The 25,485-nt window shown below is 34.2% G+C and carries 34 protein-coding genes; 28 read left to right on the forward strand and 6 right to left on the reverse strand.

What is annotated here, in order from left to right; translation table 11 throughout:
* Positions 1-296: 296 nt before the first annotated feature.
* The 18 genes from JGH11_RS10940 to JGH11_RS11025 all read left to right on the forward strand — a co-directional run bounded on the left by JGH11_RS10940 (position 297) and on the right by JGH11_RS11025 (position 9,908).
* Positions 297-500: a hypothetical protein gene (locus JGH11_RS10940; protein ID WP_201111631.1), complete on the forward strand. Its 204-nt coding sequence runs from the start codon at positions 297-299 to the stop codon at positions 498-500.
* Between the two features lie 47 nt (positions 501-547).
* Positions 548-868, forward strand: a complete 321-nt coding sequence (locus JGH11_RS10945) for a helix-turn-helix domain-containing protein (protein WP_201111633.1) — start codon at positions 548-550, stop codon at positions 866-868.
* Between the two features lie 3 nt (positions 869-871).
* Positions 872-1,213 (forward strand): hypothetical protein, encoded by a 342-nt coding sequence (locus tag JGH11_RS10950; protein WP_201111635.1) that lies wholly within the window; start codon positions 872-874, stop codon positions 1,211-1,213.
* 189 nt (positions 1,214-1,402) lie between these two features.
* Complete coding sequence (locus JGH11_RS10955) at positions 1,403-1,540, forward strand: hypothetical protein (RefSeq protein ID WP_201111637.1); 138 nt, start codon at positions 1,403-1,405, stop codon at positions 1,538-1,540.
* Positions 1,541-1,870: 330 nt separating this feature from the next.
* The gene (locus JGH11_RS10960) at positions 1,871-2,437 is read left to right on the forward strand and encodes an ERF family protein (protein WP_201111639.1); all 567 of its coding nucleotides are present in this window, start codon (positions 1,871-1,873) and stop codon (positions 2,435-2,437) included.
* Positions 2,434-3,051, forward strand: a complete 618-nt coding sequence (locus JGH11_RS10965; protein ID WP_201111641.1) for a hypothetical protein — start codon at positions 2,434-2,436, stop codon at positions 3,049-3,051. The genes JGH11_RS10960 and JGH11_RS10965 overlap by 4 nt, the downstream gene beginning before the upstream one ends.
* A gap of 2 nt (positions 3,052-3,053) precedes the next feature.
* Positions 3,054-3,314 (forward strand): hypothetical protein, encoded by a 261-nt coding sequence (locus tag JGH11_RS10970; protein ID WP_201111642.1) that lies wholly within the window; start codon positions 3,054-3,056, stop codon positions 3,312-3,314.
* 12 nt (positions 3,315-3,326) lie between these two features.
* Positions 3,327-3,764, forward strand: a complete 438-nt coding sequence (locus JGH11_RS10975; RefSeq protein ID WP_201111644.1) for a hypothetical protein — start codon at positions 3,327-3,329, stop codon at positions 3,762-3,764.
* Entirely contained in the window at positions 3,755-4,318 is a 564-nt protein-coding gene (locus tag JGH11_RS10980; protein WP_201111646.1) for a recombination protein NinG, read from the forward strand. The genes JGH11_RS10975 and JGH11_RS10980 overlap by 10 nt, the downstream gene beginning before the upstream one ends.
* Positions 4,293-4,625, forward strand: coding sequence for a hypothetical protein (locus JGH11_RS10985; protein WP_201111648.1), 333 nt, complete (start codon positions 4,293-4,295; stop codon positions 4,623-4,625). Before JGH11_RS10980 ends, JGH11_RS10985 begins: the two co-directional genes overlap by 26 nt.
* A 349-nt stretch (positions 4,626-4,974) precedes the next feature.
* Positions 4,975-5,562 carry a DUF6291 domain-containing protein gene (locus tag JGH11_RS10990; RefSeq protein WP_201111650.1) on the forward strand — a complete coding sequence of 196 codons (588 nt, stop codon included), beginning with the start codon at positions 4,975-4,977 and terminating at the stop codon, positions 5,560-5,562.
* Complete coding sequence (locus tag JGH11_RS10995; protein WP_201111652.1) at positions 5,555-6,910, forward strand: DnaB-like helicase C-terminal domain-containing protein; 1,356 nt, start codon at positions 5,555-5,557, stop codon at positions 6,908-6,910. Before JGH11_RS10990 ends, JGH11_RS10995 begins: the two co-directional genes overlap by 8 nt.
* 11 nt (positions 6,911-6,921) lie before the next feature.
* Positions 6,922-7,332 carry a hypothetical protein gene (locus JGH11_RS11000; protein ID WP_201111654.1) on the forward strand — a complete coding sequence of 137 codons (411 nt, stop codon included), beginning with the start codon at positions 6,922-6,924 and terminating at the stop codon, positions 7,330-7,332.
* A 1-nt stretch (position 7,333) separates the two neighbouring features.
* Positions 7,334-7,633, forward strand: coding sequence for a hypothetical protein (locus tag JGH11_RS11005; RefSeq protein ID WP_201111656.1), 300 nt, complete (start codon positions 7,334-7,336; stop codon positions 7,631-7,633).
* Between the two features lie 5 nt (positions 7,634-7,638).
* Positions 7,639-8,142 (forward strand): hypothetical protein, encoded by a 504-nt coding sequence (locus tag JGH11_RS11010; protein WP_201111658.1) that lies wholly within the window; start codon positions 7,639-7,641, stop codon positions 8,140-8,142.
* 346 nt (positions 8,143-8,488) lie between these two features.
* Positions 8,489-8,863 carry a hypothetical protein gene (locus JGH11_RS11015; protein ID WP_201111660.1) on the forward strand — a complete coding sequence of 125 codons (375 nt, stop codon included), beginning with the start codon at positions 8,489-8,491 and terminating at the stop codon, positions 8,861-8,863.
* Between the two features lie 214 nt (positions 8,864-9,077).
* Positions 9,078-9,512: a hypothetical protein gene (locus JGH11_RS11020; protein WP_201111662.1), complete on the forward strand. Its 435-nt coding sequence runs from the start codon at positions 9,078-9,080 to the stop codon at positions 9,510-9,512.
* 216 nt (positions 9,513-9,728) lie between these two features.
* Positions 9,729-9,908, forward strand: a complete 180-nt coding sequence (locus tag JGH11_RS11025) for a hypothetical protein (RefSeq protein WP_201111664.1) — start codon at positions 9,729-9,731, stop codon at positions 9,906-9,908.
* Positions 9,909-9,923: 15 nt separating this feature from the next.
* On the opposite strand, the gene JGH11_RS11030 is transcribed toward JGH11_RS11025, so the two are convergent.
* Positions 9,924-10,292 carry a hypothetical protein gene (locus JGH11_RS11030; RefSeq protein WP_201111666.1) on the reverse strand — a complete coding sequence of 123 codons (369 nt, stop codon included), beginning with the start codon at positions 10,290-10,292 and terminating at the stop codon, positions 9,924-9,926.
* 37 nt (positions 10,293-10,329) lie between these two features.
* On the opposite strand from JGH11_RS11030, the gene JGH11_RS20205 reads away from it, so the two are divergent.
* The 4 genes from JGH11_RS20205 (at position 10,330) to JGH11_RS11045 (ending at position 11,990) form a co-directional block, all read left to right on the forward strand.
* Positions 10,330-10,467, forward strand: coding sequence for a hypothetical protein (locus JGH11_RS20205; protein ID WP_236263958.1), 138 nt, complete (start codon positions 10,330-10,332; stop codon positions 10,465-10,467).
* A 91-nt stretch (positions 10,468-10,558) separates the two neighbouring features.
* Complete coding sequence (locus tag JGH11_RS11035; RefSeq protein ID WP_201111668.1) at positions 10,559-11,107, forward strand: hypothetical protein; 549 nt, start codon at positions 10,559-10,561, stop codon at positions 11,105-11,107.
* A gap of 88 nt (positions 11,108-11,195) precedes the next feature.
* Positions 11,196-11,462, forward strand: a complete 267-nt coding sequence (locus JGH11_RS11040; protein ID WP_201111670.1) for a Fur family transcriptional regulator — start codon at positions 11,196-11,198, stop codon at positions 11,460-11,462.
* Entirely contained in the window at positions 11,463-11,990 is a 528-nt protein-coding gene (locus JGH11_RS11045) for a DNA-packaging protein (RefSeq protein ID WP_201111672.1), read from the forward strand.
* Positions 11,991-12,114: 124 nt separating this feature from the next.
* On the opposite strand, the gene JGH11_RS11050 is transcribed toward JGH11_RS11045, so the two are convergent.
* Positions 12,115-12,375 (reverse strand): hypothetical protein, encoded by a 261-nt coding sequence (locus JGH11_RS11050; RefSeq protein WP_201111674.1) that lies wholly within the window; start codon positions 12,373-12,375, stop codon positions 12,115-12,117.
* A gap of 413 nt (positions 12,376-12,788) precedes the next feature.
* On the opposite strand from JGH11_RS11050, the gene JGH11_RS11055 reads away from it, so the two are divergent.
* Complete coding sequence (locus JGH11_RS11055; RefSeq protein ID WP_201111676.1) at positions 12,789-13,499, forward strand: hypothetical protein; 711 nt, start codon at positions 12,789-12,791, stop codon at positions 13,497-13,499.
* 225 nt (positions 13,500-13,724) lie between these two features.
* On the opposite strand, the gene JGH11_RS11060 is transcribed toward JGH11_RS11055, so the two are convergent.
* Positions 13,725-14,663, reverse strand: a complete 939-nt coding sequence (locus tag JGH11_RS11060; RefSeq protein ID WP_201111678.1) for a hypothetical protein — start codon at positions 14,661-14,663, stop codon at positions 13,725-13,727.
* Positions 14,664-15,283: 620 nt separating this feature from the next.
* On the opposite strand from JGH11_RS11060, the gene JGH11_RS11065 reads away from it, so the two are divergent.
* The gene (locus JGH11_RS11065; RefSeq protein ID WP_201111679.1) at positions 15,284-15,892 is read left to right on the forward strand and encodes a porin family protein; all 609 of its coding nucleotides are present in this window, start codon (positions 15,284-15,286) and stop codon (positions 15,890-15,892) included.
* 128 nt (positions 15,893-16,020) lie between these two features.
* Here the strand turns inward: JGH11_RS11065 and JGH11_RS11070 are convergent, their stop codons facing one another.
* The 3 genes from JGH11_RS11070 to JGH11_RS11080 form a co-directional block, all read right to left on the reverse strand.
* The gene (locus JGH11_RS11070) at positions 16,021-17,337 is read right to left on the reverse strand and encodes a tyrosine-type recombinase/integrase (protein ID WP_201111681.1); all 1,317 of its coding nucleotides are present in this window, start codon (positions 17,335-17,337) and stop codon (positions 16,021-16,023) included.
* 497 nt (positions 17,338-17,834) lie between these two features.
* Positions 17,835-18,470, reverse strand: a complete 636-nt coding sequence (locus JGH11_RS11075; protein WP_201111683.1) for a bifunctional 2-polyprenyl-6-hydroxyphenol methylase/3-demethylubiquinol 3-O-methyltransferase UbiG — start codon at positions 18,468-18,470, stop codon at positions 17,835-17,837.
* A gap of 12 nt (positions 18,471-18,482) precedes the next feature.
* A complete protein-coding gene (locus tag JGH11_RS11080) occupies positions 18,483-19,529 on the reverse strand; it encodes a glycosyltransferase (RefSeq protein WP_236263959.1) in 1,047 nt (348 codons plus the stop codon).
* A 265-nt stretch (positions 19,530-19,794) separates the two neighbouring features.
* Here JGH11_RS11080 and JGH11_RS11085 point away from each other — a divergent pair, with 265 nt between their 5' ends.
* The 4 genes from JGH11_RS11085 (at position 19,795) to JGH11_RS11100 (ending at position 25,367) form a co-directional block, all read left to right on the forward strand.
* Entirely contained in the window at positions 19,795-22,467 is a 2,673-nt protein-coding gene (locus tag JGH11_RS11085) for a DNA gyrase/topoisomerase IV subunit A (protein WP_236263961.1), read from the forward strand.
* On the forward strand, positions 22,442-23,353 hold the full coding sequence (locus tag JGH11_RS11090) for a DUF3316 domain-containing protein (protein WP_201111685.1): 912 nt from the start codon (positions 22,442-22,444) through the stop codon (positions 23,351-23,353). Before JGH11_RS11085 ends, JGH11_RS11090 begins: the two co-directional genes overlap by 26 nt.
* A 39-nt stretch (positions 23,354-23,392) precedes the next feature.
* Positions 23,393-23,875 carry a pyridoxamine 5'-phosphate oxidase family protein gene (locus JGH11_RS11095; RefSeq protein ID WP_201111687.1) on the forward strand — a complete coding sequence of 161 codons (483 nt, stop codon included), beginning with the start codon at positions 23,393-23,395 and terminating at the stop codon, positions 23,873-23,875.
* Between the two features lie 103 nt (positions 23,876-23,978).
* Positions 23,979-25,367, forward strand: a complete 1,389-nt coding sequence (locus tag JGH11_RS11100; protein ID WP_370567589.1) for a hypothetical protein — start codon at positions 23,979-23,981, stop codon at positions 25,365-25,367.
* The last annotated feature ends 118 nt before the right edge of the window (positions 25,368-25,485 follow it).

Consider the following 25,485-nt stretch of genomic DNA (forward strand, 5'->3'; position numbering starts at 1 on the left):
ATATTTGTGTTGGTGCTTGATTTTAATGTTATGCTTGATTAAAAAAATGTTTTTGTTATGAATCTTACAAGTGTAGTGCAATGTTTTCTTGAGGGATGTCAAACGTCAAAAAACTTTCCAGCCTAATTTATCTATTTAAACTTTAATTAAGAATTAAAGTTGATATCATAATAATTATGATATTTATATCATGCTTATAAGAAGAAATAAACAACTTATAAATAATACTACAAAGTAAAACAAACAAATATAAATAAAAAATAACTCAAAAGGAGTATAATATATTCTAAAAGATTATGAAAGAAAATAAAAATAAACCGGGGAGGGGATATGCTGCTACTGCCTGTAGAGCTATCGGAGTAAGTAGAACTGTATATGAAACAGCCAAGAAAAAACACCGGATGGGTGAATCATTAACAGTAAACGAATTGGCTGTATTAGTAAAATACAATGAACTGATTGAGGATGCTAAATTAAAGCTGGAAAGCCTAAAGAACTAAAAAATGCTAACTCAGAGGTAATAGCAAATATGAAATAATTTAAAATTATGATATCAACCACTATATATCAGATCACAGCAGAAGATTTGGAAAGATTCTTCAATGACAAGCTCTCAAAAGAAGCTATTTGCTCTTTTCTAAACAGATACGAGAAGATATTGGTGACCGTTGATGATATTGCTCGATTTCACAATGTACACCCTAATACTGTATACAACTACATAAATGATGGACTTATCATTCCTGAAATAAGAGGAAAGGATTTTAAAGATTCTTATCGGTTCAGAATGAGCTACGCTTTACTGCTTGATTTTAAGGATTTGAGAAAACAATTACATTTCAAAAATAAACAGCTTAAAATATCATAACCTATGGGCGCACTAAAAATAGACTGCTATTGCAGCGAAACACAGATGACTAATATAGTTGAGTCAATAAGCTCTCACCTCTATAATTCAGATATAAACGACATCTCTGATTATGACGATCTGTTACAAGGTGTAAGAGTATGCGTTTCTTTCGAAAGCTATCTTGATACCGTACACCTCAAAGAATGTGAAGTATTGGATAACGATTGGGAAGTACTCTATGAAGATACTGCAGTATTAACCTCCCGCTTAAAGCTTATCATCAATGATTTTAACCGTTACCAAAAGGAAGCCTGTAATCAGGAGTCCGAGATATTGAAAGATCAATACGAATACGCCCGATGAAAGCTATCCTAATTATTCTTAACTGGATGTTATCACTAGCTATGCTCTGTATGGTACAAAGCCAAGCGGATATTATAACCCTTATACTGGTTGTATGGTTTGTCCTGTCCTCTTATATTCTGAAAAAGAACTACGCTAAAGTCTACCGAAAGATTATACAATTTGAAAACCTGTTTAAACACTAACCTTATGGAAATACTAATAATAATATTGGCATTCTTACTTTATACTGCCTTTGTTGGGTTTGTTGCAGGCATATTCTTTTACTGCATATCTATTCTATATTCAGAGGAAGTAAACCCTGACGATGACAGCTTTAGTTCGTAACTCTATATATCCTTAAAAACAAAAATCCCTTTTCAAGCCGTTGAGAACAGCCAGTTATCCCTAGTGGTTCGGCTGTAAAACGCAAGTTCTTTGATGTGCTTACAAGCTTTCTCTCTAAAGAAAAGAGTATAAAGGAAAGTTATGGTCTTCTCATGACTGGAAGTGAGAACGCTCGCAAGGCGAAACATTGTAAACTCTTAAATCATGCATTAGCTTGGGGTGTCAGCGATGTATATCAAACCCTGCATGATTATTAAATATCCCTGTACCGTTCAATTCGGTTTGTAACTCGTTGGAGATTGGCAGGGAACGAACTAAAAAATTAAATACATGAAAGAATTAATAAAAATCCAATCAGCCCTAAATGTTCCGAAGAACCAGCGAAATGACTTTGGAAAATATAACTATCGGAGTTGTGAAGATATATTGGAAGCGGTAAAGCCTTTATTAACTGATAATAATTGCACGCTTTTTATTTCCGATGAATTATCTGCAATAAATGGCAAAGTGTATATAACTGCAAAAGCTACCATTGTAAATTCAGAAGGAAAAGAAATATCTGTTACAGCACATGCTAGAGAGGAAGATACAAAAAAAGGTATGGATTCGGCACAGATAACAGGCTCAACAAGCTCTTACGCTCGTAAATATGCGCTAAACGGTTTGTTTTGTATTGACGATGCAAAAGACCCTGACGGCGATAAACCCGAAAAGCAAAAATCTAAAGAAGAAGTATTGAGCGACCAGAGAAAGAAGCTATTAGAACTAACAGCCAAAGACAACAAGCTGCTTATGAATATTCTTTCTCGTTATTCGATGCCTTCTATGGAGGACCTAACCGATAAAATGATTGAAGAGACCTATAACGCAATGGATCAGAAAGGGCTTATCAAATGAAAAGTATGTATATAGGTAGCGGTGATGTAACAGCGTTATTATCGGGCATTCATACAAAAACACATCAAGATTTATTAAGACGTTTTGTTTCGGATGAAATACCATGCTATAACGCAGAAGCAAGCCCGATTGATGCACTTCGCACAGGGGCTATCCTCGAAAAGCGTTTTTATCTGACATTAGATGACACCTATCTTCCTCAAAAAAGAGTAGAGAGTATCGAATATGATGTTTGTAAATCAAGCCTGGATTTTGCCAAAGTAATAAACAATGAGGTTGTAGATTTCATAGAACTTAAGACATGTTTCTTTACTGACTTTTTAGACTTTCAGCCATTCAGATATTCAGATTATGATACTTACATAGAATATATCAAAAAGTACTATAAGAATAATTATAATCAGGTTCAGTATCAATTATTCTGCTCAGATCTGCAAGAAGCTTCATTACGATTCTTAGAGGTAAAGTGCTACGACGACGAAATAAATAGAGAACGCATAGTCGAACCTGAGGAAGTTATGCCGTTCAAAATTAAGCGTGATGAATCGGTTATATCACTAATCAAGGAAAGAGTAAAGCCTTTCCAATTATTAAAAGACTTTTATACAAAATGATTATGGCATACGAAATAAAAAACGGACAAGGTACTGCTTTTAAGAATGACAAGTACGAAAATGGAGGTAATCAACCTTATGCTCGTGGGAAGTTTAAAACACCTGACGGTAAAGAATATGATATTACGCTCTGGATTCCGAAAAGCGACAAGGTGAAAGTCTTTAACCTGACAATTCAGGAACCCTATCAAGGAGTTCAAGGCAGTACAACACAAGTAAGTCAAAACACGCCCCAAGGCGAAGGAGATAATTTACCCTTCTAACTATTTAGACTTATGTATTTCGATCTTACAACGGAAACAGGAGTAAAGAGTTTTCTTACCCGCGTCCAATTTCTGATAGACAAGCAAAAGAAAGTAGACCTGACAGAGAAGCGGGAAAAGCGCACTCTTTCTCAAAATAATTACCTGCATCTTATCCTCTCATGGTTTTGTATCGAAACAGGCAATCAACTGGAGTTTGTCAAGCAGGAATACTTCAAACGCTTGTGTAACCCTGATATATTCTTATTTGACAGAGATGATGATTATTTAGGCAAAGTAACCATTATCCGAAGTTCGAAGGATATCGACACCAAACAAATGACAGACGCGATAGACAAGTTCAGGAACTGGAGTGTTAGGGAAGCAGGCATTTATTTACCCGAAGCTAACGAAGACAAGTTTTTAGAGGATATACAAGAAGAAATGAGCAGACAAAGACAATGGCTGTAACCCCAAATTTAATCAAATGCAGGTCTTGTAAATCGGATTTTGAACCTGTATATAGAAATGGCATAATCTTATCCAGGTTGTGCCTTTCTTGTCTATTGAGGAAGGCAAAGGATAAAGTAAGAAAAGACAAGGCAAAAGAAAGAGGAGGCATAAAAGAGAAGTTAAAGACACACTCCCAATGGCTCAACGATTTGCAAAAGGTCTTCAATAGATATATCCGATTGAGAGATAAAGGAAAGCCTTGTATATCGTGCGGATGTTCCTTGATTGGAAAGTATGATGCAGGACATTACTTCTCTGTCGGGGCATATCCAAATATACGGTTTGATGAAGATAACGTACACGGTCAATGTGTCGCTTGTAATCAACATCGACATGGAAATACTACCGAGTATTCTTTATCTCTACCTATGAGAATCGGAATTGATCGTTACGAAAAGTTATTGCAGATCCGTAATGAACCTCTTAAACTCTCAATCGAAGAAATCAAAGAAAAGATAAAATATTATAAACTTAAAATTAAAGAATATGGAAACAATTCTCTTAAATTATAAAGATGTACAATTTTTATTAGCCTGTACAACTTCGGACGCCAAACATATAGTTTATAAATATATGCCTGAAGAGGATAAGGAGTACTTAATTTCATCAGGCTCTATTAAATCGAATCACCTTGTAGATGCTGAAAGAATAGATATAATATTTAACTCTCCCTTTGCTGACATCAACGGAAGCAAGCAGGTCATTTATATCATCAATCAAATGCGTACAATCGGAATATCCGATACAATGAAGCATGAAGTTCTCGAAGATGTTACAAATGTCATTCGGGGGGGCTATACGGCAAATATACATCCTTAAAAAGGATACTCACTAAAGAACAAGTTATAAGCTTAGAGGAAACTTTAAAGCGGAGGCAAAAGCAATATCTATTGGCATGTAACAAAGTGCCTAAAAACTTATTGAAGTATGTCAAAGAAGAAGTTACCTGATATACTACCCTATTGCAGATACTGCATCCATTCAGGGGAAAAATTCAATTACATGATACGGTGCGCATTTTCAAAGTACCCTAATCCTCTGAGTTGGATATGTGATATACGAAGGTTCGAACTAGACAGGAAGAAATATAATGAAAACAAATGAATTATATGGAAGTAAAGAAATGCCCCAACAGAGGCCAGAATCAATTAGAATTTAAGTAAATAGTATGGAAAGAGAATCATTCGTTTTTTACAGGAGTTGGTTTGAGGCGATCAGTCATTTGCCGAGAGAGATTCAGGGAGAAGTGCTCACAGCTATAATCGAGTATGGCTTAAACGGAGAAACAACTGCATCACTAAAGCCTATCGCAAAAGCCATGTTAACGATGGTTATTCCTCAGATAGATATTAATAATAAACGCTACGAAAACGGAAAAAAAGGAGGGCGACCACCAACCGAAGAAAAACCAAGCGTAAACCAAAACAAAACCAAAGTCGAACCTAATGTAAATGATAATGTATATGTAAATGATAATGATATTAAAGAAATATCCTCTAACGAGGATATAAAGAAAACCCACACCGATTTTGAGAAGTTCAGCGAATGGATAAAAGCGAATGCTCCCTATTGCGCCAACATTAAAAACTTCTCTACACAGATATCTGAAGAGTCCTTCCTTAAACTCAAGGGAAAATATTCGGGAAATCAGATTGCCGAGGTTATCTCGCAGATAGAGAATCGCAAGGATTTACGCAAGAAGTATACAGACCTTTACCGTACAGTATTGAACTGGCTAAAAAAAGAATATGGATAGACTACCGCCAAATGACATTGAGATTGAAAAGATTGTACTAGGTACTATTATTTCAAACAAATACGGATATGATGAGGTACGCGACATTCTTAACGCAGAGTGTTTCTATAATGATTTTCATCGCAGGGTTTTTGAAATATTTAAAGATATCGAATCAAAAGGTTTTGAACCTGATGCGGTGGGTATTGTTACGGAATATAAGTTGCGGTATAATGAGATTAAAGCCGTTGAGATATCCTCGTTTGGTGAACTTGTGGATGTATCGGGCATTTATGTCTATGTATGCCGGCTGAATGATCTTTCATCAAGGCGCAAGCTTATTAGACTAGGAAATTATCTGTTAAATAACAGCATCATAGAGCAAGAAGATGTATCTGATATTGCGAATTATGCAAATGAATGCTTGTCGAATCTATTCAAAAATCAGCAAGATAGCATCCATACTATCAGAGATGCCATAGATGGGGTGTACAAGATTATACAACAAAATTTATCGGCAGGCCAAGAGCTCACCGGATCACCTACAGGCTTTGCGGAGATAGACCGCAATACAGGAGGCTTACAGAAATCGGACCTTGTGATAATCGGCGGCGAATCTTCGCACGGAAAAACATCTTTAGCCCTGTCTTTAGTTCGAAATATGGCTTTTCACGGCAGGAAGATTGCGTTTTATTCGCTCGAGATGAAAAAGGAACAGTTAGCAGCCCGATTGATGGCGATGGATAGCGGTGTGTCTTCAAGCAAGATATTATTTGCTCCACTTGATAATTATTTTCTGAATAAGATCGACAAGAATATTAATAGCCTGTATGGCACTTCTATATTTTTTGACGATAAGAGCACATCGAATATAGACAATATTATCAACTCGATACGCACCTTGAAACTCAAATACGACATCGATGGAGCCGTTATAGATTATTTGCAAATTTTATCTATAAACATGAAAGGTGCAAGCGAAGAGCAACAGTTAGCCAGTGTGTCCCGCAGGTTGAAAAATCTTGCCAAGGAGCTTGATATTTGGGTAATCGCATTATCGCAACTCAACAGGGATAACCATAACCCTGTCCCAAATCGCAATCGAGTGCGAGGCAGCGGACAAATATTCGAGGCAGCGGATATCGTTTATTTTGTCTATCAGCCATCTAAGTATGGATATGATTTCCCGGAACCGTTCGCTAATTACGAGACAAACGGTTATGCGATGATTATTCAGGATAAAGGTCGTAATGTCGGTGAGTTTAAATTTTTGACACAATTCCATAAGGAAACAACTCATTTTGTAGACGTCCAGTTAAATACGATTCCAAGGAAGCTGTTGGCTACTTCAGATGATAACCCTTTTTAAACAAATCAATTATGAACTTAAAATATTCAGCATTCACAGAGAACACCACCGAAATGAGGGAGTGGTCAGAAAAGTTAGGAATTACAAGAATCAGTTCTGATATAGGCAATTTGATATTGGTTATCAATGGGCAATATATGTGTTTTGAATTAGATGGGGATTTAGGGAACAATTTTAGTAATGCTATCAACTGCCTCGGAAATCCCGCCCTCTTCAAAGCAGTAACGGCTGTAAGAGAGGATAGCGATAAAGATCAGTGGTTTGTGTTTGATGAAGATATTTTCGACAAAGATTTTAATGACAATGTTGTTAAAATTTTCTCGGAAGGACAATTCACTTTATGTCACAATAGTAAAATTTATTCAAGTTTGGTTCACAAAGCCACTCTCTCAGAACTTCAAGAACACTTTAAAATTAACTAAGATGAAAACAGAACATTTTAATATAATCTGCCAAAAAGCAGGTAACGGAAAAATGGTACTAATAGCAGTTGTCCCAGAAGATATTTTTGGTATTGACTTACCTAGTATTTCTGAGGTACATGCAATACGAACAGTGCCTACGGTATTTACAGGAACATATCCCACTATTAGAATTATTGATGATACGTTTAAGTCAAGAGATGATTTAAAAGGTCAAGGGGTAGCGGGTATTGTCACAGGTGAGAACTGGTATAATACCTCTCAAGAGGATAAAAACGAATTAGGAATAAATCTAAAGTAACAGCCATGACCGATATAAAGAAACTAGGACTAAAGCATATAGCTCCGTATTTGCCGTATGGGTTAAAAATAGATTATTGTGGACAAATTAGAAACCTAATAGGTTCAGAAATATTATTCTATTCAAAGAATCACATTGAGGATACCTTACTTTATCTACATGCAGGTTTTAGACAACATGTTAGATTGATTGACATCAAACCCTTGCTTCGCCCCATGTCCGACCTGTACAAAGAGCGTAACGGCAAAGTGGATATAGTGGAGTTGGCGAAGATAGCAGGAATAAATGGGACTATTTATCCATTTGAACACTCTTTAGGTTTTGGGTATAAGTATGGAGATACATTCCGATGGGATGAAGACGGGTTTATTTTCGAGTTTCACGACTTGGACGATTCATTTCCAGTAAGCAATCAAATAGGGTTATTCGAATACCTCTTTGCAAACCACTATGATGTGTACGGCCTGATAGATCAAGGTCTAGCCATCGACATTAACAATATAAAGTAAAAGGAAAAAGCCCGCGAAATCATCTTCGCAGACTTATCCAAAGTGCGCTATACATTTAAAATCTATCGTAAAAAGCTAAATCAAGAAGAGAAATTATTGAAAGACAAATATATAAACGTAATAGAAGCAAAAAGCAACAATATTGTGTCAAATGTTGACAATTAGAGACGTTTTTGTGTCGTTATTCGGGAATAATATTAAAAATATATGAAAAAGATAATGTTTAATGACAGGTTCGGTTTAACGGATGCTGTTCTGGATGGAAGAAAGACGGTGACAAGGAGAATAGTATCTAAGAAGATATTAAGCGATTCAATGAAATTTATAAAGACTAAACTTAAATAACATGTCAGATATTAAACAACAGATAGAGGAAGAAGCTGAAAATACATCATGCTTCAAAGATGTGAACAAATTGGAAGAGTATAATGAAAAAACACTCCGTCTAGTAGATATTAAAACATTTAAGCGAGGCGCAAACTTCATCCTCTCAAAGTGGCAAGAGGCTACTCATTGGAGAAAGGTGAGTGAGGAGTTACCAGAGGATAGTATGGAACTTAAAAATTTCACATCAAACGCTAAAAGAACAGATATCGTTTTGGTAAAGCTTAAAGATGGTACTTATGATACTGATTTTCGTTTTGTGTTCCTAGCATTTGGAAATAATTGTTGGGCTAGTAATAAAGATAATATTGTGGAATGGCAACTCATTAACCCGTAAATAGAGAAGAGAGGCTATTTTTCAAGATATATAGAAACAAAGAGATAAATTAGAAATATATATCCTAAAAGAGATACAGACCCATAGAGATAAACTATAAACTTAGATTCCTTTTTCTCATTGAAATCATTTCCCAAAGAAATAGCTCTAAGGCGCAAAACAAAAACTCCAATTTTCCATATAATTTTTTTCATGAATCAAATATAATAAAATAATGATTACAACATACGATCAAGCGAAAAGACTGAAAGAGTTAGGGTATGATAGACCAACTTTCAAATATCTAACTGAGATATTTGATTATCATTTCCATAACGACAAACGGATTGCCAAAAATCATAATGAATATGAAGGTGTTTATTCAACTCCTTGTATTTCCGAAGCCCTGCAATGGATAAGGGAGAAGTATAATGTGGAGTGTGGTGCTTATCCTCATGTCATAGGTAATGAGATAAAATATTTATGGTTGTTCTTTGCTTCTAAAGAAAGGAACTTAACATCGTCTTTTGTTGCTGTAATACCTACTACGGCTGGATGCTATGCTCATTGTTCTTTTGATACAGAAGGAACTTATAATACCTACCCCGAAGCCGAATCCGCCCTTTTAGACGGATTACTAAAATATTTAGAAGAGAAAGATAAAAAGTGACGAGACTCGAACTCGCACGCTTCGAAAAGCATCTATTTGGTAAATAGACGTGTCTACCAATTCCACCACACTATGAATTGTAAATATAACAATAAAAACATAGAAACAAAAAAATAAATAAATAAGATAATGTATAAACCCTATGTGTTCAGAATGAGATTAAAAATAGTGAAATGAAAAAGCAAGACAACATAATCGAACAAATACAGAAAAGCCATGAGTAATATAGAGCTGCCTGATGGAATTAAACTCCTTGAAGATGAATTGATAAAAGACCTCGCCAAAGCGATAGACTATCTTGAAGTAATGAATAAGGACGTAAATAACGTAACTCTAAACAGTTTTATTCCGAAAATAAGAGCAAAATATAATCTAAAGTCAGAGTTGAAGCCATGAGTAAGGAGAAAGAGATCACTTCATCACAAATACCATATGATTAATTGTTATTGTTTTGGTTTTCACATCCAATGTAGCTTGTAAAATGTCATTAGTTTCCATATTATTGAGCTTAATGGTTGAATCATCAAGGATATATGTAAACCTATTTCCTTTTGGGGGATAAGTTTCATATCCAGATTCATATCCATAATCAAAGTTTGATTCTGTAGTCCATTTGCATTCTGAATCAGATATGAATTCAAGTATATCTTCAAAATAATATTCACCATCTGAAGAAGTAGCAATATAAGACCATTTAGTTCCCTTTAAATTAAACTCAGAATCATCACTACAAGCGAAAAGCAATGAAAAGATAAGCAATAGCAATAATATTTTTTTCATAGCATTTTTTAATTAAAATCTAAATATAACAATTCCTATGAATAATGAAATGAAAACACCCGAAGAAAAAGTGAGAGAGTACACTGATGATGTGATAGGAAATTATCATTATGTCGGATGGGATTCATTGGTTAGCGGAAAACTTCACCGAATGGAAGCCTATAGAGTGAAATAATTACAGATATGAAAATAGATTATAAAAAAATAAGATTACTTTAGTCATTTAGATGGGAAAACAATAAAAAAGTAAAAAATAAATTCTAATTATGAAAAAGATTTTCTTTAGTTTAGTTGTAATAATATTTACATCTGTCAGCTTTCATTTGAATGCTCAAAAGATCGACAATTGTGATTTTTTTGATTCTGTCGTAAATAATCATAATCAAATCTTTGAGTCTTCTTGCATTCCATCAACAATCGAAATAGTACTGAAGTATTGTAAAGTTGTAGATTTTGATTTTTATGACTTACAAAATGAATGGAAAAATAAAACTGATGGTTCTTTCCGTGACTTTGACAAAAAAGAATTATATGGCGTTACTTTTATCCATAAATTCGATTTGCCTAGGGATGCAAACTTTCCGATAGATAGTCTTTTTCAAACTATAGAAAATGAATTGAAGTCTGAAAAAAAAGTGATTATCTCACTTCCGTCTAATATGGGATGGCATATGTTTGTCATCTACAAACAAACTCTGGATGGAGAATTTGTTTCATACAGCAAACAATGGAGTCACACATTAATACTTAGAAATACAAAAGAAATTGTGAGAAAAGTTAACGGTACGGATATCATGACTTACAGAAGAAAATAGGAGAGTTTAGATTTATCAATTATTAAGGGGCGGCTTAGGTCGTCCTTTTTATTTAAAACGATTGTAAATAACAATATATATCTTAGCGATGGAAAATAACATAAATATTGAATTAAGAGCTATTCTCTATAGCCATAAGTTAAGAGATACCCCTGAAAGGAGGATGATACTTGCGCAAATATACAAGGAAGAAGATGTATTCACTGCAAGTGATATTTGGAACTATTTAGATGAGATGAAATTTTATGTATCGTTGGCAACAGTATATAATACTTTAATATTGTTTGAAGATCTAGGTATGATAGAGAAGGTTCCGACTGTAGATGGAAAGAGAACATATAAATTAAAAATATAAATGGCAGCACCCAAAGGAAATAAGTTTTGGAAATTAAGGAGTAAACATGGTCGAGATAAATTATTTGCATCACCAGAATTGCTTTTAGAGGCTGCTTATGAATATTTCGAATGGTGTGATAAGAACCCATGGCAAAAAAATGAAGCAGTAAAGAGCGGTAATATGGCAGGAAGCATAATAAAAGTGCCTACTCAAAGGCCATTTTCTTTAAGTGGGTTATGTAATTATTTAGGGTGTAATCAAGGTTATTTTTATGAGTTTAAGACAAATTGCGACAAAGGCTTTTCCGATATCATAACACGTATAGAAGAATTAATTGAAATACAACAATTTGAAGGAGCCACTGTCGGCGCGTTTAATGCTAATATTATCGCCCGGAAATTAGGTTTGTCGGACAAACAAGAAATCACAGGTAAGGATGGATCGCCTCTAAATTCTCCCCCAACCATAATTCTGAATAATTTAATTCCTGAGTCAAGATTCGCATCATCAGAAACAGAAATTTTGGATTCTATAGATGATGAATGATAAGCTGATATTAAATAAGCCCCCTTTGTTTTTCGTAAACTATAAATCTGATAAATATATAATAGTAAATCAAGGTGGTACTTCAAGTGGTAAGACATGGGCTTTTTTGGGATATATATATTCATTATTTCTTTGTCTTAGTCGCTGTGGTTTTAATTTTAACTGTAATTCCACTAGCTGAAGAAGTCGATTCGGTTGTCAAACCTTTAACAACTTCGTTAGCTTGTGCTTCAGTTAAGCCACATTGTGAAGTAGTAGATGTTACTGTTTGTGGATAACCTGGTACAGAAGTTCCGACAACACTAGTTACTTGAGTTACCCTAAATTCCCAGCAATAAGTATCGCCTCCACCTAAATCATCATCATCATTTCCGCAGCTATTCAAGAAGAAAGGAGCACACAGGACAAATAGTAGTAATAGTTTTTTCATAAAGTGATTTGTTTTGTTAAAATTAAGGAGGCAAAAGTGTAATTATATTTTTAATTAATATTTGTTTAATATTTTCTGTTTTAAAGAATTTTTCCCCCACTCCCATGGATTGATAGGATCACCTTTATCATACTTATGAAAGTAAGGTGGCTAATTAAATAAAAATTTCATTAACTGGCTAAAGATAAATCTATATATGGAAAACAATACCTATCGATATTTAGTTGAATACCAGCACCTCAAATTTACTGCTTATATCTTAAATCTATATGCCTAAATAATCATATGCAAACTTATGTTCAATTTGTGTAATTTTGTAAAATTCTTGCAAGAAACCTTAAGATTGTTGAATTAAAGATTTAGTTAATATGAAAAAAATATTTAATTATTTATTGGTGAACTGTGTAATTATACTTGGATTAGCTTCTTGTGGAAATGAAAACGATATTCAAGATGGTTTCCCGGAAGCCCCGAATCAAACAACAGAAATATCTGAAATCCACACTATATATAAAGGGGTAGATTATTTCGTAAAATCGGAAGTAATAAACGACTCTGTAGTATTTTTGGGAAATGAGGAGTTTCAATCCCTTTATAATAACATATTATCAAAGAATGAAAATCTGTCAATGTACTATAATGAAGATGGCTCTTTAGAATACTTTGATTCTTATGAAGAATTAGCTGTAGCGAAAAATATTTTATCCGTTAATGATAATACTAGCCCTACCTTAAAAACAACCGGAGTTATGACTAAAGTAACCTTTTGGGATGATAAAAACTATAAAGACAGAGCTTTTAGTTTTTTGGCTGGATTAAATTCATATGAATCCGTTACACAATTTAGAGATAAACCATATTATTTTAATGATAAGTGTTCTTCGCTTAAACTTGAATACACCTCTAATAGTTTAGGATATAAAGGAGTCGTACGTATGTATGAACATGATAACTTTAGGGGAAAATGTTTAGTTTTTGAAGTTTCATATTATTCTCCGAAGCGCGATATATCTAATTTAAATAATCATAGCTTTGGAGATAAAATGACTTCGTTTATTTTGGATGTACAGCCTCTTTAAAATTTAGGGTAATTAATTAAATTTAGTCATAACATAATAGCCTCTATTAATAGAGGCTATTATCATTTTGCGATTGTATTTATTCCGCTACTTAAGAATATTTTCTCAATTAAAGTAATTGATATACTAGTTAATTACATGAAAAGATATACGTTATTCTAAAATAATTTTATCCTTTTATGGAGGCCAACTACAAAAGTTGGCCTTTAAGTAGAAATTTTTTAATTATGTCCGATCAAATCGATTGCAGCGTATTTCACGGTTAATCACATGGGCCTCCGCTGAATAGATAATAAAATCGCCATTAGCGATATTATCATTTATGCTTTTTGCATCGAAATACGCTCCGGCAGCCCATTTAAAACGAGGGCCATCACCATCTCGCTTAAAGTGCTTGTATGCTACTTCCTGTGCAGTATTTATTGTGTTAACTTTATCTTCGGTAGTAAGTGTTACTGATAGATGAAACATCCAACATTTATCATGATTAGATGAGCCATCTGGCATCCCCACCATATACAATTCATTTTTCTCATCTAAGAATAAACTAATGGATTGGTAGTCTCTGGTAGCAATTTTACTTATTTTTCTAAACCCACATGTAGTAGGCAAGCCATCACTACTTATTGTTCCTGTTTGGGTGATATCATCACTGACATAAAATTCGGTAGAACCTTTTCCCCTAACTGCTAATATCCATTGCCCGTTTCGACGGATAATCCCTACTGCCGAACCTAAATCTTTACGTTGTATATAACCAGGTAGTAAATGGTTTCGCTCTAAGTCATAGAAGTAAATTCGAGATCGATCTGTATATACCGATAATCCTGTTTTATCATATTCTTCAATTCCTACCGCCAAAATATTTTCGGCAACCTGAAGCCCACCCGCATGACGATATTCATTAGCATTAATATATATGGTGAAGTTACCGCCTGCTGCATTTATACCATATATATACGGAAGTTCAGACCCAGTAACCGAACCCGAAATAAAGAAATAATTATTTACTCTACATAATCCTTGCTGATGGTGAACAAGATCAAGTGATAAACCTGAGCCTGGAGCACGGTCTATGTTAGCGAGTCTAAATTTTTTACCTTTTTCTTTAACGGATTTAAACGTTCCAACAATGTCTTTAATTTTGTAAATTTCTGATCTCATACTAATAACCTTTATTAATTTAAAATAACACTTAAAATACACGTGAAATAAGCCGGATCCCAGTCTTATCTCTCTTATATAAATTATAGATAAATTAGTATTGTAAAAATGCAGATTTTAACATTATTTTTTCTTCCTCCATTTCCATGGATCTGCAGCATTAGGATCATTCCAAAGTTCCATTTTCACCTCTTTGGCTTTCTTCTGTAATCGAATTTAACAGGCTATCGGCATTAGATTGTAATTTCACTTCTGTAGTCGAACGTCAAACGATCTATAAAACAAAAGTATGGCAACCTTTTATATCAGAATCCTATTCTACCTTAGATTATGTAGGATTTGGAGGTGGTATATTTTATCATAATCATGGATTCGAGTATCAATATAATATAGATATAAGGAAAAAACTTCGATATTACCAACAGTAGATACTTATTACAATAGCAGTAATATACTATAGCCCAAACAAAGAATATAGGCCTTATTGCAATCGATAAACATCTAAATCAAATAACTAATTATTCTGTCAGGCATTGAACCTTTTTTGTTAAACAGAATAATTTTATTTAAATTTAGAGCTTCTTGGAACATATATTAATTTATTAAATCAATTAATTATTATGAGAATTATTAGAAATTCCATTGCTTTGCTTATTGGTCTTATATGTAGTGTAAGCATGTTCTCGCAACTCCCAGTATCTTTTGGTGTAAAAGCCGGAATAAATCTGTCAGAGATACAAAAAATTGATGATAATGTTAAGGTCGGCTTTAATATTGGGCTAACAGCAGAGCTTGCATTGCCGAGTAACTTTTACCTGATGTCTGGTCTGGAATTTACAACTAAAGGAACCAAAGGCAAAAATACTATTATTGACGCTACCGGGCCCATGAGTAAAGCTACATATAACGCTATTTATATCCAATTGCCTATACATGCGGGATATAAACTAGACCTAGTACCGGGTACTAAGCTCGTATTCCGTGCAGGGCCGTATCTGGCTTATGGCGTAGGTGGAAAAATAAAATGGGATATAACGAATTACGGAGAGTCGGATTTCTTTAATGACCATAGCAATCGATTCGACTTTGGAATTGGAGGAGCTGTAGGTGTCGAATTTTCAAACAAAATAAGCGTCAATCTCGGTGCCGATCAAGGTTTGACAAATATATCTAAAGACACTAGTACAAAAAACCGATGCGCGCATATTAGTGTAGGATATAAATTCTGATATGAGTTATAGCCAACTTCTAGGGACATGGCAGATATCATTCAGAGGGTGATTCTCAAAATATATGGATTAGAATACATTATACTGCAATACTTAAAACCTCCAAATAACAGGAGGTTTTATTGTTTTTATTTATTCCCTTTAAAGTATGGATGATTTATCAACCGTTTTGCATTATCTTCAGCTGATACTTTGATGTACTTAAGGGTTGTTTCTGCTTTGGAATGCCCTAATAGATCCTGAATGAATTTTACATCAATGCCGGCCAGATACATATTTGTAGCCCCGGATCGTCTTGCTGTATGGGAAGTTATAAAACTATATTTAGGTCCTACAATACTTGTTCTTTTACCTCCTCTTGTTTTTGTAAGTAATACCTCTTCATTAATTCCGGCTAATCGTCCTATTTCTTTGATCTGATCATTGTGCTTTTGTGCGGATATGGGTTTTGGCAAAATATTAATTCTTCTTTCCAGAATTTTTTTCAATAGATGATGCATTGGTACATATACTTTTTTATCTTTCTTTATTGTCCATATTCCTAAAAGTTCATTTTTGAAATGTACATCTTCCAGTCTGGAGTAATCAGAATGTCGTAGAGCTGTAAAACAACCTATTAAGAAACGGTCTCGTTCTTCGCATAGAGATTTTATGGCATATTGAATATTATGCAATCTTTTATCAAAGCCATTTTCAATCAATAATTCAGGTGTAATATCTAAATTATATATTTTTTCCAATTCTTCGGATGTCAAATATATTGAGTCTGTTTCTTCATACTCAACTCTGAATCCCTTTTGATTGTGTCCTGTAAAATCATGTATCTTTCCTTGGGATTCGTTCATAAATAATTGTATGTTCTTGAATTGTCCTCCAATATAATTTTTGCTATAATTATATTTTTGTTCTTTGTAAGTGTATGCTAAATTCAACATCCATTTCTTGAATTTATTATAGAAGTCAATGTCTATGTCAATAAAACGAAGTTTAACTCTATAATGTTTTTCATATTTTTCAAGGAATTTTATTGTTGTTTTATATGTCTTTTTTGTATTCTCACTTTTCAGGGACTCACTCTCAAATTTACGAGCAAAAGCTATTAAATATTGGTCATTTTCATTATCAATAATACCTCCAGCTTCAATACTTCTTTTTCTTTTTTCTTTATTAATTTCATCTTTTACCATTTTTGGGGTAGGTACCACAAGTCCCCAATTATTGAAAACAGACTCAATTACATCAGTCCAATCCTTCAATCTTTGATTAATAAACGTAGCTTCAGGATATTCTCTAACTACCCGACATCGATAAGTGGTAGTGTTCCAGTATTTAGCCAATACGGACTCTCCAACAGATATTTTATATCTTTGACCTTCATATCTAACGATAGCTTGTACACTTGTTTGCTTTAATTTCTTATTAACTAGAAAGAATCTGACTTCCATATGTTAGGAACAAATTTAGGAACGTTTGACTATGAATATTAAAATTATTGTTTACAAAGTAAAAATATAAAATTAATCAAAATAGAGAAAAAGTGAATGATTCAAATCATATTCATGATATATTCGAGTCCCTTCATGCGCACTTAGCCTGACAGAAAAATCGGTCAGGCTTTTATTATTTTCCTTATAAAGTAAAAAAAATATCATGAATGAAATTTCATATATTTAGATGTTTGCATAACGAAATATAGAATTATGAGTAATTATTCTAGGGATAGAAATATATATGTAAAACAGTTTTCTAAGGTAAAGAAATGGCTAAATGAATGTATTATTTGCCAAACAATAGGATATCAACCTGAAATGCCAGAAAATATAGCTCCAGGCTTGTTAGCTCAAAATATTAGAAAAATGTTTAGCCCTTTGAATCTAGCCCTAAAATTGTATTGTAGAATTCTATATAAACTCGCAAATATTGATTCTTTGTTGTGTAAAACTCACAAAGGGCTGGCAACTACCACAAATTGTTGATGTTTGATATCATCCAAACTATTAAAAGCTAGAAGATTTATGATTGAAGTTAGGCAGTAGGGGCTTATACTACGTATCCCCTCTATTCTATTTATTTTATATCCACAGTTTTCGAACATTCGCACGATACTTTTTTTAGTGAAAAATCGTAGGTGCGTGTGATCCAGTATACCGGAGTCTTCGTATTTCCAGTCTCTTTTTAAGATAAGGTTTTTCAGAATATTGATATATCTGATGTTGGGGATGGAGGCTATAACAGTTTTTCCAGGCATAAGATTCTGTTTAACTTTCTTTAGACAATTTTCCGGTTCAACCATGTGTTCTAATACATCATTGAAAAATATACAATCGAAGTAATTCTTAGGTAGTTTTTCATAAACCTCATCAAATGTACCGTGTAAAGTATAGTCTAGTTTTTCTTTGGCTATTAAAGCATACTCCTCTACCATCTCTATACCCCAGGTTTCGATATCGAATTTATTTTTCAATTGTTCCGAAAATGTACCGGAAGCACAACCAACATCGAGAGTTCTTTCAATTTTGGGTGATATGAATTTTAGCAGTTCTTTTCTTTCGGAAAAATAATAGTCTTCTTCTTTCATATTTATTATATATTATGAGCTTTTTTGTTTTTTACCGAATAAATTTAGAATAAAGAGAAAGATAATAATGGTTGGTTTCAGGCTGAATAGTATAGATAAGTTTTCTTTTTTATATAAATTCTTTATGCATTCCATCATCAATCTGTTTTGTCTGATATATTGTATTTCTTCGATTGCTTTTTTTCGTGGAAATAATAATAAAGCTTGTCGAGAACCACTGTATAGAGAGCTTGCTATATTTTTAGATATAAAGGATCGGCTTTGTTTTTCACTGATGTTATTTTTTCTCATAAACAAATACAATTCATCAAAAAAAGCGATTCTGTTTTTTATTGATCTGTAATTATAGACTTTTCCCGTATTGTTCATATGAAATACATGATAATACAGATATTTCGGAACGATACCTAATCGATCTAGATTTTTGTAGACCTCAATGAAGAAAATACTGTCTTCCGAACATATGGTTCTCGAATCAAGAAATTCTATGTTGTGCTGGGCCAAGAAATCAGCCCTGTAAATGTGGTTCCAAATAACACACGAAATAGTATCGTTACCGACATTTTCATATATCCATTCTTTGTTGGATGGATCAACTGACATGTCAGGGTATTTATATTCTTCGTTAATAATAGTATTATTCTTATTGTAAATACAGGAAAAATTGCATCTAACTACATCAAAATTGTGCTCTTCGGCTTTCTTATACAATAGTTCATACATTGTTGGTTCAGAATAATCGTCATGATCATGAAATCCGATATATTTCCCTGTTGCAATTTTCAAACCCTTATTACGGCTTAATCCGGTGTGAAGATTTTCTTCGTTGTATATTAATTTAATTCGGTTGTCTTTAGCCGCAAATATTTCAGCAACTTTTTCACTTCCATCAGTAGGGCGGTCGAGTATAAGAATAATTTCAATATCCTCTAAAGTTTGCATAACTAAAGATGTTAAGCATTTGTCAAGATATTCTCCGGCATTATGAACCGGAACAATGATGCTTATCTTGGGGTTATTCATTTCTGTTTGGCTTATTTGTACGGCGTTTAATGCCATCTTTTCTGTGATTTTACAAAAAGATTGGGCGTTAATATAATAGAAAGAACTCTCAGTGGCTCTCTTGGCAAATGTAACTAAAATTGACCGTTCGATATTCATTTTATATACAAAATCTAAAGACTATCCTATTTTGATTTCACACTAAAAAAAATTATCTTTGAACGAGTTTTGGAAAAATAGCTATTTTAAAAATCAATTAATATACATGCTCCCCGAAGATATTATCGATGAACCAGAGAATTTAGAAAATGATGAGCCAATAATGGAAGAGGGCGCGGATTCTAATAATGCGCATTCCGACTATAAGGTACCTATAAAAGATACAGGTGACAATCAATTACATCTGTCAGGTATGTTTCAGAATTGGTTTCTTGATTATGCATCTTATGTAATTCTCGAACGTGCTGTCCCGCATATAACGGACGGTTTAAAACCTGTACAGCGTCGTATCATGCATTCTATGAAGCGTATGGATGACGGTCGGTACAATAAGGTTGCGAATATTATCGGGCATACAATGCAGTTTCACCCACATGGAGATGCTTCTATTGGGGACGCTTTGGTTCAATTGGGGCAGAAGGATTTATTGGTAGATTGTCAGGGTAACTGGGGGAATGTATTTACCGGAGATGGGGCTGCTGCTCCCCGCTATATAGAAGCCCGTTTGTCTAAATTTGCTCTGGAAGTATTATTCAATCCCAAAACTACAGAATGGAAACCTTCCTATGATGGCCGTAATAAAGAGCCTATAACACTTCCTGTTAAGTTTCCTTTGCTACTTGCCCAGGGAGCTGAAGGTATTGCTGTAGGTTTATCTTCAAAAATATTACCACATAACTTCAATGAGCTTTGTGATGCTGCTGTAGCGCATCTGCAAGAAGAGGAGTTTGTCCTGTATCCTGATTTCCAGACAGGTGGATATGTTGATGTAAGTAAATATAACGATGGAGAAAGAGGTGGTTCGGTCAAAGTCCGTGCTAAAATATCAAAACTAGATAATAAAACACTCGTCATTAGTGATATCCCATACGGGCGTACTTCAACATCAGTTGTAGAATCCATTTTGAAAGCAAATGATAAGGGGAAAATCAAAATACGTAAGGTTGATGATATCACAGCACAAAATGTAGAAATTCATGTGCATTTGGCTACCGGTGTTTCATCAGATAAAACGATAGATGCGCTTTACGCTTTCACCGATTGTGAAATCAATATATCACCAAATTGTTGTGTGATAGAGAATAATCACCCTTATTTTCTTACAATAAGTAAAATACTGCGTGATACAACTGACAATACACTCCGGCTATTAAAACTTGAGCTTGAGATACAAAAAAATGAATTGGAAGAAACACTTCATTTTTCATCTTTGGAAAAAATATTTATACAAGAGCGTATTTATAAAGATAAAGAGTTCGAAAATGCGGCTAATATGGATATGGCCGTTGAGCATATCGATAAACGTTTATCTAAGTTTTCAAAGTTGTTTATACGTGAAGTAACACGGGAAGATATTTTAAGGCTGATGGAGATTAAAATGGGGCGTATCCTCAAATTTAATTCAGACAAGGCTGACGAATTAATTGCCCGTTACAAAGAAGAAATAGAAGAGATAAAACATAATATAGAAAACATCATAGACTATACTATTTCATGGTTTGTGATGCTGAAAGAAAAGTACGGAAAGAATTATCCCCGTAAAACAGAAATACGCAGTTTTGATACAATTGAGGCTACAAAAGTGGTCGAGGCTAACGAAAAGTTGTATATTAATCGTGAAGAAGGCTTTATCGGTACATCACTAAAAAAAGACGAATATGTATGTAACTGTTCCGATATAGATGATATTATCATTTTTTATAAGGATGGTAAGTACAAAATAGTGAAGGTTAGCGATAAAATGTTTGTTGGAAAAAATGTGCTATACCTCTATGTTTTCCGTCGCAATGATAATCGGACTATCTACAATGTAGTCTATCGACATGGAAAACAAGGACCGGACTATATCAAACGCTTTGCTGTAACGGGAGTAACACGCGATAAGGAATATGATGTAACTCAAGGAAAAGAAGGTTCTAAAATAGTATACTTCAGTGCCAATCCGAATGGTGAAGCAGAAACGATACGTGTAATTCTGAAGCCAAAACCTCGTCAGAAAATTCTGGTTTTTGAAAAAGATTTTAGCGATATAGCGATCAAGGGACGTCAGTCGATGGGAAATATCCTTACTAAGGCTGAAGTTCATAAAATCTCATTGAAGCAAAAAGGTGGCTCTACCTTAGGAGGACGTAAAGTTTGGTTCGATCATGATGTATTAAGGCTTAATTATGATGGACGAGGTAAATTCTTGGGAGAGTTTCAGAGCGGCGATCAGATACTGATTGTACATGATAACGGAGAGTTTTATACATCATCGTTTGACATAACAAATCACTATGAAGGAGGTATTATTCGTATAGAGAAATTTAACGCAAACAAAATATGGACATCAGTTCTTTACGATGCCGATCAGAAATTCATGTACATGAAGCGTTTTTCATTCGAAGCTTCTTCTAAAAAACAGAATTTCTTAGGAGAAAATTCGGAGTCGAAATTGACTGTATTAACCGATGTTGTTTATCCTCGTATATTAGTTACATTCGGAGGTCGTGACAGTTATCGGGAAGCATTAGAGATTGATGCTGATGAGTTTATTGCTGTAAAAGGCTTTAAAGCAAAAGGTAAGCGTATATCTACATTTGAAATAGGTGAAATCAAGGAATTGGAACCAGTTCGTTTTCCGGAACCGATAGAAGAGGAGGAGAAGAAATTTGAGGTGCAGATAGACGATGATGACGATGAAATTGACAACAGACCTATATCTGATATTATAGATGAAATAACAGGACAACAATCTTTATTTAAGAACGATGGTAAAGAGGAGGGTGAAGGGTAGATATACTACATTATTCGTTTGTTTGTTTTTTCTGAGTAATATTTCTGCACAGGGTATAGACTATGCGCTTGATTCTGTAGTAGTTGAACGGGATGGATTTAAGAAGTTTCATGGCTATTTTGTTGACGAGAGAACTCCTGTTCCAAAGACTCTTATTACTAATAATACCATCACTGCATCTATTGGTTTTGCCAATATGTACGATACTTATCTGTCACCTCTCGAATATAAAGGATTCTCTGTTCATTTGATGTACGAACAACTGCGTCGGACAACTTGGTTCGATTATAGGTTCTATAAACAGCAGGTTGTAGAAGTGGAATTTGCAAAAGGAGATAGCCCGGCAAAAAACGTAACAGAATATTGGGGGATACTCAACTATCGTTTGGGAGGACATTATAGCGTGTATAATACCGATAAGTTACGCTTGGGTATAGGAGGTTTATGGAGGCTTAATGCAGGCGTCTTATATAATGAACGTAATGGCAATAATCCGGCTTCTGCACGTGGATATACCAATCTTGATCTGTCTGTTACCGCATCATACAAATTCAGATGGTTTGCTGTTCGTTGGCAAATGGATTCTCCGTTAATCGGGATGCTCTTTTCTCCAAAGTATGGACAATCTTATTATGAGATATCGCTAGGTAATTCAGTCGGAGTTGTTAATTTTGCTTCGCTGCATAATCAACGGGCATTACGCAATTACTTTACGGTAGATATACCCATTAAGAATTATACAGTAAGAGTAGGATATCTGGGTTCATGGTATCAAACTAAAGTGCATAATATACAAACACATCATTATACAAACAACTTTGTTATAGGATTTCCTATCGAAGGGGTGAAAAAAGCCAGACCCAGAGCAACAAATAGTTATTGGTAAGGATATTAAAATCAAATTGTTTATAGGCTTATTAAGTATATGTTTAGAGACGTAAGACGACAAAATAGAGTATTAGAAGATAGAGGGCGCATTAACGAACTATTGGAAACCTCTGAGTATGGATTTCTTAGTTTAGGTACTGCGGAGAATGGTTATGGCTATGGTATACCTATTAGTTATGCTTATGATAAAGAAACTAATAGCCTTTATTATCATTGTGCACCTGAAGGTCAGAAGCTGGACATGCTTAAAGAAAATAATAGGGTTACATTTTGTGTCGTAGGTGTAACAAAGCCTATTGCAAATCAGTTTACTACTTTATTTGAAAGTGTAATCGCTTTTGGCACAGCAGATATTGATTTATCGGATGAAGAGAAGAGGAAAGCTTTAAGATTGCTCGTTAAAAAATACTCCAAAGGATTCGAAGAACTCGGAGAGAAGTATATGGATAAATCATGGGACAGGACATCCGTATTTAGAATTAATATAGAACACATTACAGCAAAAGCAAAATATCACTAAAATATTAATTTTTTACTCAGGTAATTCACAGAAAGTAAGTAGCTTTGCACAACTTTATAAAAAGATTATCTAAACATCTTAATTTTAGATTAAATTGTTGATTGTGAGTACATCAAATGATTCTTATTTTGGTAAGGCAATATTATTCGTTGCTTTATCGATTGTTGCATTCCTAATATTTAAACAGGTATTACCCGAGCGCTTATTTACCGAGAAGGTTGAGGCAAATGATAATATATTGATGGATAGTATGGCGCTTATGGCTCAGAGTGATACGGTGGCCATTAATGACACCGAAGCTGAAACGGATAGTATGAAAACTCAGGTTAATACCCTTGGTGTAGATAGTATTGATACAAATGTCAATCCGGCTTTATCCGCAGACGGTTACCAAAATCTAGGGCGGTTTTATTCGAAATTGCATAAACTTGAACACTCAAAAACAGAGAAAGTGCGTATTGCATACTTTGGTGATTCGATGAATGATGGAGACTATATTGTACAGGATATTCGTAGTTTGTTTCAGGAGAACTATGGCGGAGAAGGTGTTGGTTTTGTGGCAGTGTCTTCTTTGTCGGCAGGAGCAAGAGGATCTATTTCCCATCAGTATTCCAAGAACTGGGTTTCTCAATCTTTTGTGAAAGTGAAGAAACCGAAAAAGCCTTTTGGAATAGATGGGCAGGTGTTTTTTGCAAAAGACCCGGGGCAAACATATTGGGTAAGATATAAAGCTCAGTCACAATCTCATTCCACCCAGCTAAATACTCCTACGTTGTTTTATGGAAAAGCGAATAATGATCAGGCTTATGTTACAGTAGCAGTAGACAAAGACTCAGTAATAACTAAGAATCTGAATCCTTCAAGTTTATTGAATACGTTGGCTCTTTCTTCTCGTAATGCTAAGTCTATACAGGTTAATTTTCACAAAACCGATTCTATACCTATCTATGGATTTAATTTTGATAATGGGGAAGGTGTTCATGTCGATAATTTTTCAATCAGAGGAAATTCAGGATTACCTTTATCTATTTTGAATCCATCTTTAATGAACGCTTTCGATAGAGAACTTAATTATGATCTTATTGTCCTTCACTATGGAGCCAATGTACTTGGGTACGGAACACTAAATTATAGTTGGTACGAAAAGAATATGACCACCGTTGTAAATAACTTGCATGCTTGTTTCCCTAATGCCGATATATTGATTATCTCTACAGCAGACAAGTCGTCTAAGATAGAAGGCGTAATGCAGACCGATCCGGCTGTTGTACCATTGGCCAATGCTCAAAAGAATTATGCTCGTAAAACTGGTTCAGGATATATTTCATTATATGAAATAATGGGCGGTAAGGACTCTATGGTAAAATGGGTAGAAGGTAATCTTGCAAATAAAGATTATACGCATTTTAACGGCTCTGGTTCGAAGAAAGTGGCTAAACTAATATATGGTGAAATAGATAAAGGCTACATTAAATATAAAGCTAACGAATAGAAACGAGAGGGCTGATGGAATTCTTAAGAAAAATATTACCACTTATTATAACCTTATTAATGTTTATGTTCTTCCCGGATTCATTTGCGAAGGACAGGAAAGATTCGAAGGATAGCGG

This window comes from Dysgonomonas sp. Marseille-P4677, assembly GCF_016652235.1.
Lineage (GTDB): Bacteria > Bacteroidota > Bacteroidia > Bacteroidales > Dysgonomonadaceae > Dysgonomonas.